Annotated in this window: 8 protein-coding genes; 5 read left to right on the top strand and 3 right to left on the bottom strand. The window is 49.1% G+C overall.

What is annotated here, in order from left to right:
• Nucleotides 1-156: 156 nt before the first annotated feature.
• Entirely contained in the window at nucleotides 157-927 is a 771-nt protein-coding gene (locus tag K2Q26_14730) for an OmpA family protein (protein MBY0316774.1), read from the top strand.
• A gap of 20 nt (nucleotides 928-947) precedes the next feature.
• Here K2Q26_14730 and K2Q26_14725 read toward each other — a convergent pair whose 3' ends face one another.
• The 3 genes from K2Q26_14725 to K2Q26_14715 all read right to left on the bottom strand — a co-directional run bounded on the left by K2Q26_14725 (nucleotide 948) and on the right by K2Q26_14715 (nucleotide 5,223).
• The gene (locus tag K2Q26_14725; protein ID MBY0316773.1) at nucleotides 948-2,387 is read right to left on the bottom strand and encodes a hypothetical protein; all 1,440 of its coding nucleotides are present in this window, start codon (nucleotides 2,385-2,387) and stop codon (nucleotides 948-950) included.
• A gap of 64 nt (nucleotides 2,388-2,451) precedes the next feature.
• The gene (locus K2Q26_14720) at nucleotides 2,452-4,329 is read right to left on the bottom strand and encodes an acetyl-CoA hydrolase (protein ID MBY0316772.1); all 1,878 of its coding nucleotides are present in this window, start codon (nucleotides 4,327-4,329) and stop codon (nucleotides 2,452-2,454) included.
• Complete coding sequence (locus K2Q26_14715; protein MBY0316771.1) at nucleotides 4,330-5,223, bottom strand: Hsp33 family molecular chaperone HslO; 894 nt, start codon at nucleotides 5,221-5,223, stop codon at nucleotides 4,330-4,332. It abuts the gene before it with no gap.
• An 88-nt stretch (nucleotides 5,224-5,311) separates the two neighbouring features.
• On the opposite strand from K2Q26_14715, the gene K2Q26_14710 reads away from it, so the two are divergent.
• From K2Q26_14710 to K2Q26_14695, 4 genes are all read left to right on the top strand, one after another.
• Nucleotides 5,312-5,785 (top strand): histidine phosphatase family protein, encoded by a 474-nt coding sequence (locus K2Q26_14710; GenBank protein MBY0316770.1) that lies wholly within the window; start codon nucleotides 5,312-5,314, stop codon nucleotides 5,783-5,785.
• Entirely contained in the window at nucleotides 5,778-6,368 is a 591-nt protein-coding gene (locus K2Q26_14705; GenBank protein ID MBY0316769.1) for a fumarylacetoacetate hydrolase family protein, read from the top strand. Before K2Q26_14710 ends, K2Q26_14705 begins: the two co-directional genes overlap by 8 nt.
• A gap of 128 nt (nucleotides 6,369-6,496) precedes the next feature.
• Complete coding sequence (locus K2Q26_14700; GenBank protein MBY0316768.1) at nucleotides 6,497-6,859, top strand: hypothetical protein; 363 nt, start codon at nucleotides 6,497-6,499, stop codon at nucleotides 6,857-6,859.
• A 157-nt stretch (nucleotides 6,860-7,016) separates the two neighbouring features.
• Nucleotides 7,017-10,001, top strand: coding sequence for a proline dehydrogenase family protein (locus K2Q26_14695; GenBank protein ID MBY0316767.1), 2,985 nt, complete (start codon nucleotides 7,017-7,019; stop codon nucleotides 9,999-10,001).
• Nucleotides 10,002-10,057 lie beyond the last annotated feature (56 nt).

The following is a 10,057-nucleotide window of genomic DNA, read 5'->3' as shown; positions in this document are numbered from 1 at the left end:
CAAAAAGGTTCCCAAAAAGGTTCCAGCTCCCTGCGTGCACTTTTTTAAACATCTTGTTTAAAAAAGTGCACGCAGGGAGCTGGAACCTTTTTGTTGACCCGGGGGAGGGGGGACATACACTAAATTCGCAGTTTGAATTTACATCAAGGAGATTTAATGAAACTTATTTTATTCCCGTTATTTGTACTCTTAGCGGTGGGTTGCGTGTCCAATAAAACCTACCAGCAGGCTCTCGACGAAAAAATCCAGCTCGAAAAAGATCGCGGTCAATTGCAGATGTCTTTGGAAGACATGAAAAAAGCTATGCGTGAAATGCAAGCCCGCGAAGACGAGCAAAAAAAACGTCTTGAAGAATTTCGAGATCTCACCGCTCGGTTTAAAAAACTCATCGACGCCGGAACGCTCTCGGTTCGTATTGTCGATGGAAAAATGGTTGTGAGCTTAGGCTCGGATGTTCTCTTCCCTTCCGGTTCTGCCCGCTTATCTGAGAAAGGTTTACAAACTATTAAAGACGTCAGCGCTCAGCTCGCTTCCATTCCTGATAAAAAATATCAAGTGGAAGGTCACACCGACAACGTTCCGATCAAAACCGCAGCGTTTCCTTCGAACTGGGAGCTCGCATCGAGCCGCGCTCTCACCGTGGTAAAAACGATGATGGAGAATCAAATGCCCGCGACTCGAGTGAGTGCTGCCAGCTACGGAGATAGCCAGCCCATTGGCTCCAACACAACCACGGAAGGTAAAGCGCAAAACCGTCGTATCGAGATCGTGATTGTTCCTGATCTCTCCTCGCTTCCAGGCTACGAAGAGCTTCAGGCCTACTCTGAAGGAAAAAAATCGGAGAAAATCGACAAAGCTGTGAAATCAGAAAAGCCAGCCGTAAAAACGGAAAAGGCCGAAGCTCCAGCGAACACCGAGAAAAAATAATTTAAGATTCAAAAGCACAACTACTGTTCGGTTGTGCTTTCGGTCGCTCCTGAACTCCCGTTCGCCGCGATCATTTCGCAAACCCGGCCAATCACTCCCTGCAGAGGGCGCACAAACAAAACTCCATGACCCACCTGAATTCGCTCACGATGAGGCCCATACTCCGGCATTGGTAATCGTATGCGATCCAAAATAAATTTTTCGTAATCTGATGTCCACGGCCCGGGCAATCCTGCCGTGGGATCGACCTGCATATGAGACCGAGGTAAGCTGATCGAATCTCGCGCTTCAAACGATCGCGGCACAGACCAAGTCAGCGAGTCCTGCCCCCGATAGGTTCGACCCGGCTCTTGCATTCTCACTTCCGTTTTTTGGAGTCCCATATTCACTTGGTAACTCACTCCATTCGAGAGACGAAAACTAAAATCAGCAGTCCCGTCGCTCCGACAATCGGCATTTTCTAGTACAGGCTTAGGGGCCCCGCGCATGCGGTCCACCGCTTTTGAATTGAGAGCCGTCAAAATGTGATGAAGTTGAGGGACGCGCTCGCACACCTTTTCGAGATCGGTCGGCGACATATCCAATAACTTCTGCGCACCTCTGTAACTAAACTCACACGCATCGGCCATAGAAACGTCAACGAAGTCCCCGAGCAGTCGAGCCTGAGACATATCGATAGGAGAATCATCGCTGCATTTATTTTTTACGAGATAAGGAGAGGCGATAATTCCCATGGCTCCTCCAGCCGCTAAGCCAATCGCTCCACCCGCTACGGCTTGACGTGTTCGCATCTGGGGCGCGGTCGGCGCGACGCGAGCAATCCGGGCTTCCCGCATTTTGTATTGCAAAGCCGATACGTCTCCGAGCGAGCTGCTGAGCCCTAGCCGTGCGGCCCCTTGAGTGACTTGCCGTGAAAAAGTATCAATCCGCTTCAAAGTTTTAAAATACTCCTGGAGAGAGGCTCGTTGAGAGGCCGTCAATTCGGAAATGCTCGCAAGCTCGCGCTGGATCGTGACCGGGGACTGATTGAGCCGTTCCCGGGGGCCCATAATTCTTTCGTAAAGCGCCGGCTGCGAAGCTCTCAAAGGATCAATCACTTTTTGGCTGATGGTTTGAGCCCGCGCGCTTTCGGTGAATAATTTTTCTCGATTGCGAATCACTGTACTCACTGCCGAAACCTGACTTTGAATCGCCCCACGAACCCGAAGGGCATCGATCGCTCGAGGAGCCCCCATATAACCCGCTTGTAGTCCAAAACGAGCTCCGATCAGTGCATGTGCGTTGGCCTCGAGGATCGCCATCAATCGAACGTAGGGATCCGAAGAAAAATTCGTGCGAATGTGGGCCTGACGTTTACTTTCGACGATACACTTTTCATGGGGTGAAATCACCGGAGGTGATTCAGCATAAACAGATGATAAAGGTACTAAAAAAAGGAACACCCATTTCGAAATTCGCATCTTCTTATATTATCACAGGCCCGCCCCAATCAAACTGCGACCGGACCATAGGTGGGCCTCATCGCTATTTGTCGTGGGAAATCGCGAGGGCTCCAAGCACCGCATGCTTGTAGATCCAGGATTTAATCCCCAAAGGTTGATTAAAGCCCATGCGCTTCATTTCCTCGGAGAAATTTCCCTCACGTGCTCTTAGACCTTTGACAATCAACGAGATCCGTCCTGACAAGGACCCCTGCCTTTTAAGTTCCAACAGAGCGAAAACCAGAGATTCTTCGACCTGAGTAAAATCACTTCCGAACGGAAAAGGTGCAAACGCCGCCGCTTGAGCGCTTTGAGTGAAGGCTTTAATATTTTCGAATGTATTGTTTCGGGCCCAAGGAGGAATTTGATATTTTTCATCCAGCTTGCCGGCCTTCACCGCTGTCTGACGAAGATCTTCCTGAAATCTCGTATCGGCGATTTCAATCATTGCTTGAATGACCTGCTCATCGGTCTTAAACCGAAGATCCGCAATTCCGTATTCGGTGATAATAATATCTCTAAGGTGTCGCGGAATCGTCACTCGGGACGCATTCCAAAGAATGTTCGACTTTAAGTTTTCACCTTCTCCGCGAGTGGCTCTGATCATTAAAATAGACCGCGAGTTTGCCAACTCATGAGACATGGCTACAAAATTATACTGCCCGCCCACTCCACTAATCACCTGGCCGTCCTCTAACGTATCGCTGACCATCTCGCCCAAAAGCGTGGCCGACATTCCAGTATTAAAAAACCGAGCATTTTTTCTTTGTCGGCGGAGGGCCATCTCATTTTCGTCGTAAAGATCATTGATTTTTAACACGCGAGTCATGCCGATGCCTTTGCGCTCGGACGGCGAAAGCTCTCGAAGCCACTGGTAAAACTCTTTACTTCCCAGAAAAAATGCGCCGTGCAAAAAGCGCTGAACATCTTTGGAAAAATCTTGCACAGTGCGCTTGAGAATTCCGGCTCGGCGCAGATGCATAAATCCATCCATCACCATCTCGCTGGTGCCATAAAGGCCTTTTTCAAACACATCCAACAAAATAAAATCAGGTTTTATCCCTCGCGCTTGCCACCAACGATTCAAGAGTTCGCGATACAGAGAGTTTTTTTGATGACGTAAAATCATCGAATGCACGAGGGCGTCGGACAATGAGCCAATTCCAATCTGGAGAGTCCCATCGTCAGCCACCACCTGACTGGCATGCCAACCGATCATATGATCGACTTCGTCCACATGATTTTTTGGAAGTGCAAACAACGGCTGCGAGAGCTCCGGAGTTTCGATCACCGCACTCAAAAAATCAGCATCGACCTCGGCATCCCCTTCCATGTACGGGAGTTCGGGATGGACCACTCCCACGACCAATAACGGTTTCCCCGCCGCGCGATACTTGTCGGCAACATCTAACGTCATGTCGGGATTGCAACTCAGACTATACTTTCCCGTCTCGGGATTTTTCGAAACGAGTTGCAAAATAGCATCGATATTCTTTTCGAAAATATGTTGGGCCGCAAATGTATAGTTGAGGCTGACATAATTTCTTTGAGCTTCGGGTTTGTGGGAATACACACCCGCCTGATAGTAGAACTCATACACCGAAATATTTTCGGGAACATTTTGGGCGACGATGTCTTTGACGTATTCCAGTTCGGGGTAGTTCTCGCCAAAGTGACGGTGTAGGAATGGATTTAAAAAGCGCGCCTCCACTTCACTTTTGGCTTTCGGTAAAGACAGGCTGAGCGCGCTAAAAATCTCTAACCGACTCTCGGGAGAATCCTTATAGTGCTGATAGATCAGATTCGCCAATTGATTGGGTTTTCCCAGCCCCAAAGGATATGCGACACGCAGACGCTGAGGGAATTTTTGAAATAGATCAGCGGTAAATGCGGAGAAGGACGAATAGACCGGTGTCCCCATCTAGTGGAGACCTTTAAGCTCATTATAAACGTTTTTGATATCTTTAAGGAACGCCTGATATTTTTTGCCGCACATTTCGCAGCCCACTTCCAAGGGCTCTTCCTTATCCTCAATGATTTTTTTAAGTTCTTGTTCGCCGAGAAGTTTTAACGAGTTCAAAACTTTATCTAAGCTGCAGCTGCAAACAATCTCCACAGGAAAGGGATGTTCCCAATAAGTTCCCTCAAGGCCCACGAACAACAAGCGCAGCACTTGCTCCGCGCTCGTGCCCTCCGCAAAAATTTGCGATAGAGATCCGATGGTGTTTAAACTTCTTTCCACAAAGAGAGCGTCATTTTCTGTATGTCCCGGCATCATTTCCACTAAAATTCCACCGGCGCCGTTCACTACGCCCTCCGGGCCAAACGAAATTCCCGTGGAAAGAGCACACGGAGTCTGAGTGGACGTTCGAATGTAATGAGCAATGTCCTCGGTGATCTCACCCGTTTCGATGAGCACCTGACTGCGCTGAGGAGTGGTGTTGGCACTAAGGTAAGTGGTCATCGTGAGAGTTCCAGACTCCACCAGTGGCGCAAGAATGAGTTTGTGCCCCTCGACAGCCATCGGGAGCTGGGGTTCGGAGATAAAAGCACGCACGTGCCCCTCATAAGAGGCCTGCGCAAAAAGCATCTTCATCGGGCCGTCACACTGAATTTGCAAGGACACCACCTGCCCGTTCTTCAGCAGTGACGATAAGAGCGTCACTCCCGACAAGGCGCGGCCAAGAGCCATCGTGGACGGAGGCGAGGTTTTTTGGATATCGCGCATTTCGTTGAGAAGTTCTGTCCCAACAAATGCGGAGGCCCGGATAAAGCCGTTGGCTGAAATAAATTTGTAAATCTGACCCTTACTCATTGTTTCCCAGCCATGCTAACAGATTTTTTCTGATGAGCGTAAGAAAATCTTTTTGCGTCGGTCAGCTTCACAGCCTAAAGTGGACTCCATGACGACGTTAATTTTGCTCCGGCACGGAGATCGAGACCAAGGCTTCGGTGATGTCTCTTTAAGCACCCAAGGCGAAGCCCAAGCCCAGCAGCTCGCCACCGAAAGCCTCCTCCAAAACGTCAACGTCATTATTTCCTCGCCGAAGGCGCGGGCTCAGCAAACGGTAGCGCCACTCGCGGAAAAACTTCAAATTCCCGTGGAGATTGATTCTCAACTCGACCAAAGAAAATCCATCGAATCGGCTGCCGAGTTCGAGGACCGAGTGAAAGCCGTTATTCACGAAATTCCACAAAGGTATCCCCACCAGACTGTTCTCGTGGCGAGTCACTCCGATTGGCTCCAACTCGCGGTGTTTACGCTCAAAACCACTCATCCGAATCCCGCCATGTTCTGCTTCTTTGGCTGCGCCGAATTCTTAAAGCTCACAAAAATTGAGGGAGACGAGTCTGGACGCTGGGAGATTCATGAGTAAACCGCTTAACATTTGGTGTGTCGGTCGCAACTATCGGGATCACGCCAAGGAATTGAACAATCCCGTTCCGAGTTCACCACTGATTTTCCTTAAAGCGGGAAGCTGCTGGAGCGACACGACAGAGATTCATTTGCCTCGGTGGTCCAATGACATTCACCACGAGTGTGAAATCGCCGTCAGAATCAATGCTCAAGGACACCCGACTCACGTGGGCTTGGCCCTCGATCTCACCGCTCGCGATGCCCAATCGGAGGCCAAGAAAAAAGGCGAACCTTGGACGAAGGCCAAATCTTTTGCCGGTGCCTGTCCCGTCAGTCCAATGATCAGCTGGGATCGCATCGAAAATTTTGCAGATCTGGAGCTCGAGCTCAAAATCAACGGTAAAACCGTTCAGCATGGCTTTGCAAAAGACATGATTTTTGATTTCGAAACTTTGATCTCGTCGATCAAATCAACCTATCCGATCTGCGATGGAGATCTGATTCTGACCGGCACTCCAGCGGGTGTGGGCCCTTTGAAATCTGGAGATCGGCTGGAAGGTCGCCTGTCCTCTTTGCTCCAAATGTCATGGCGTATCGCCTAACTTTCTGAATTTAATACACTCGTCTTAACAGGAATGTTTATATTATTTTTGAATCCTCTCTTTTGCGAACAAATCGCTACCAACGTCAAACGCTTTTATGTTCTATAGGCTCAACAAAGGAGACTTTCATGAAATCACTTCTTATTTTATCAGCTTTATTTTTATCTTCAGCTTCTCTCGCCGCCGACAAATGTTACCAACAGATCGATCAGAAACTCATCGAAGACAGCGCCCAAACAAGCGACTGGGGTTACGAGGGGCTTCAGGTCACAACTCAGAAAGACGCACTCGATATGCTAGATAACGCTCTCGTCGATCTCAATGAAAGCCAAGAGGCTATCGACGAAGCCAAAACAATCGCAGCCAAAGACGGTGTGCTTTTTTACTCTCTCTCCTGGAACGCCCCATCGAATTCAGGCACTTCATTAATCCTTGTGGACGCTGCCACTTGTGAAACGCTTAAAGAAATCGGCATCTGGTCTGAGGAATAGTCACTTTGATCCGCCCATGACTTCCCAAGTCATGGGCTTGTAAACACCACAAAAGACCGCAAGCCTAGGGCTGTCTGTTCCTTGAGCTCCGGTCTTCATTTTCATTGAGCAAACTCAAAAAATACGTCATATTCGCGCCATTCTCAAAGGGGTATTCATGTCGACTTTGCAAACGCAAATTGAAGCCAAAGGTCAGCAAATTTTTAAAGGCGGAGCTGGCGATTCGCAGTCACTTTTTAGCAAGGAACGTTGGTACGGAAAAATCATGGAATGGTCTATGCGCAACCCCGCTTTTAAAACACAGATGTTTCGTTTTGTGGATGTGCTTCCGACTCTCAATTCTGGAAGCGATGTGGCTCGACATCTTAAAGAGTATTTCGCGGAAGAAGGCGACAATCTCCCCTCTGTCTTTAACTTTGGCTTAGGCATCGGTTCCTTAGCACCGGGCTTGATGGCCGGAGCCATCAAAAAAAACGTCACACAGATGGCGAAGATGTTTATCACTGGAGAAAATCCTGAAGAAGCCATCAACGTATTAAGAAATTCCCGCAAAGAGAAAAAAACATTCACCATCGATATTCTCGGCGAAGCCTGCCTCAGTGAAGCCGAAGCCCTTGAATATAAAACGCGTTACCTCGAGTTGATGGACTGGCTCACCAAAGAAACCAAAACGTGGTCTCCAGAGCCCCAGGTGGACACCGATCATCGCGGAAACATTCCTCTTGTGAACATCTCTGTGAAAATCACCGCACTCTATTCACAAATTCACCCGGAAGCTTGGGAACACAGTATCGAAAAAGTCAAAGAACAGCTGCGTCCGATCTTTAAAAAGGCCAAAGAGAATTTTGTTTTTATCAACGTAGATATGGAAAAGTACCATATCAAAGATTTAACCATCGAAGTGTTCAAACAACTTTTAATGGAAGAGGAATTTAAAGATTACCGCCATTTTGGAATCGTCATCCAAGCTTACTTGCGCGATTCTAAAAAAGATGTTCAAAACCTTGTGGATTTCTCTAGAAAGCGCGGAACACCCTTCGCAGTTCGCTTGGTGAAAGGCGCCTATTGGGATTACGAGACGATCGGAGCGAAACAAAAGAATTGGCCCATCCCGGTCTACACCGAAAAAGCTCACTCGGACATTAACTACGAAGAGTGTACTCGTATACTTCTTGATAATAACCGCTACATCGACCTCGCCATCGGTTCGCACAACGTGCGTTCGATCGCTCACGCCATGGCCTATGCGGAACAACTCAAGCTTCCCAAGACGGCGTTTGAAATCCAAATGCTTTACGGAATGGCGGATCCGTTCAAAAAATCCATCGTTCAGCAAGGGTACCGCTTGCGCGAGTATTGTCCTGTGGGCGAATTGATTCCAGGAATGTCGTATCTCGTGCGTCGCCTTCTTGAAAACACTTCGAACGAGTCCTTCTTGCGTTCGAAGTTTGCCGACAACGTCGCCGAAGCGGCTCTTCTTGCCGACCCTAAACTTAAAGTGACCACACCACCTCCGGCATTGGAAGTCGAACCTCCTCCCGCCTCTCGCCCGTTTACGAACCTCGCGCCTTATGATTTTTCTAAGAATGACAAACGCACCGTCATGGAAAAATCGCTCGCTCAATTTAAAAATAAAAATCTTAACAAAAAATGGTCTGGCGCCATCGACAACGAATGGCTCAAAGCCACCGAATGGATGCCCACCATCAATCCATCCACGGCGGAAACTCTGGGCGAAATCGCTCTAGCGACCACAGATCAAGCGGAAGTGGCTTTGCAAAGTGCTAACAAAGCCTTCCCATCTTGGACACGAACATCGGCTCACGATCGCGCAGCGCTGATCCATCGCGTGGCCGATATTCTCGAGCGAGACCGCAACGAGATCGCGGCTTGCCAAATACTCGAGGCCGGAAAGACATGGAAAGAGGCCGACGGGGATGTGGGCGAAGCGGTCGACTTCTGTCGATTCTACGCCGAGGAAATGAAAAAACTCGCCATCCCTAAAAAAGTGGGGGTCGCTCCTGCAGAAGTGAATATGTTCTCTTACCAAGGCCGCGGAGTGAATGTGGTGATTGCGCCGTGGAACTTCCCGCTCGCGATTCTCACAGGCATGGTGGCTGGCTCTGTCGTCACTGGGAATACAGTGGTGATGAAGCCCGCCGAACAAACGACCATCACTGCGTACTATTTGATGAAGGCCTTTATCGAAGCCAAAGCTCCCAAGGGCGTGGTGAACATGATCACCGGCCTTGGAGAAGTCGTCGGCGAATACCTCGTGAATAGCCCGATCACAGCGATGGTGTGCTTTACCGGATCCAAAGATGTGGGCTTACGCATTTTACAAAAAGCAGCGGTGGTTCATCCTGGTCAACGACACATCAAACGCACTCTCACCGAGCTCGGTGGTAAAAACGGAATCATCGTCGACTCCGATGCGGATCTCGATGAAGCGGTGGCCGGAGTTCTCTACTCCGCTTTCGGATTTCAAGGTCAAAAATGCTCGGCCGCAAGTCGCGTGATTGTCCTTGAAGAAATCTACGAGCGCTTTACAAATCGCCTCGTCGAAGCGGCCAGATCCATCGAAGTCGGATCCAGCGAAGATCCTCATATGTTTATGGGACCAGTGATCGACAAAGACGCGTACGATCGCATCAAAGACTATATTGAGATCGGAAAAGGCGAAGCCACTTTGGCTTTCCAAGGCAATGTCCCCAACTCTGGACCGAACGCCAAGGGATACTTTATTCCCCCAACGATCTTCACCAACGTTCCGCCCAAAGCCCGCATCGCTCAGGAAGAAATTTTTGGTCCAGTCCTTTCCATCATTAAAGTCAAAAACCTCGAAGAAGCTCTCTTTGTGGCTAACGACACCGATTACGCTCTCACAGGCGCAATCTACTCGCGAAGCCCCGGAAACATCGAAATGGTTCGAAGAGAATTTAACGTAGGTAATTTATATATCAACCGCGGGTCCACCGGAGCGCTCGTGGAAAGACATCCCTTCGGAGGATTTAAACTCTCTGGCGGCGGAAGTAAAACCGGCGGCCCTGATTACCTCTTACATTTTATGGATCCCAAAGTTGTCACTGAGAACACTCTCCGTCGCGGCTTCGCTCCGGATGAAGAAGTAGTGCCCCAGTAGGCTTTTTGCTGAAGCTTCAAAGTAATTTGAACCAGGGTCGGATCAACGGCCCTGCT

Source organism: Bdellovibrionales bacterium (assembly GCA_019750295.1).
Lineage (GTDB): Bacteria > Bdellovibrionota > Bdellovibrionia > Bdellovibrionales > JAGQZY01 > JAIEOS01.
Note: the sequence above shows the minus strand (reverse complement) of the source record. Positions and strands in the feature narration are given on the sequence as shown.

What these genes read in the sequence shown, in the direction of transcription:
- K2Q26_14730 (MBY0316774.1), top strand. Translation starts at nt 157, where the DNA reads ATGAAACTTATTTTATTCCCGTTATTTGTACTCTTAGCGGTGGGTTGC.
- K2Q26_14725 (MBY0316773.1), bottom strand. Translation starts at nt 2,387, where the DNA reads ATGCGAATTTCGAAATGGGTGTTCCTTTTTTTAGTACCTTTATCATCT.
- K2Q26_14720 (MBY0316772.1), bottom strand. Translation starts at nt 4,329, where the DNA reads ATGGGGACACCGGTCTATTCGTCCTTCTCCGCATTTACCGCTGATCTA.
- K2Q26_14715 (MBY0316771.1), bottom strand. Translation starts at nt 5,223, where the DNA reads ATGAGTAAGGGTCAGATTTACAAATTTATTTCAGCCAACGGCTTTATC.
- K2Q26_14710 (MBY0316770.1), top strand. Translation starts at nt 5,312, where the DNA reads ATGACGACGTTAATTTTGCTCCGGCACGGAGATCGAGACCAAGGCTTC.
- K2Q26_14705 (MBY0316769.1), top strand. Translation starts at nt 5,778, where the DNA reads ATGAGTAAACCGCTTAACATTTGGTGTGTCGGTCGCAACTATCGGGAT.
- K2Q26_14700 (MBY0316768.1), top strand. Translation starts at nt 6,497, where the DNA reads ATGAAATCACTTCTTATTTTATCAGCTTTATTTTTATCTTCAGCTTCT.
- K2Q26_14695 (MBY0316767.1), top strand. Translation starts at nt 7,017, where the DNA reads ATGTCGACTTTGCAAACGCAAATTGAAGCCAAAGGTCAGCAAATTTTT.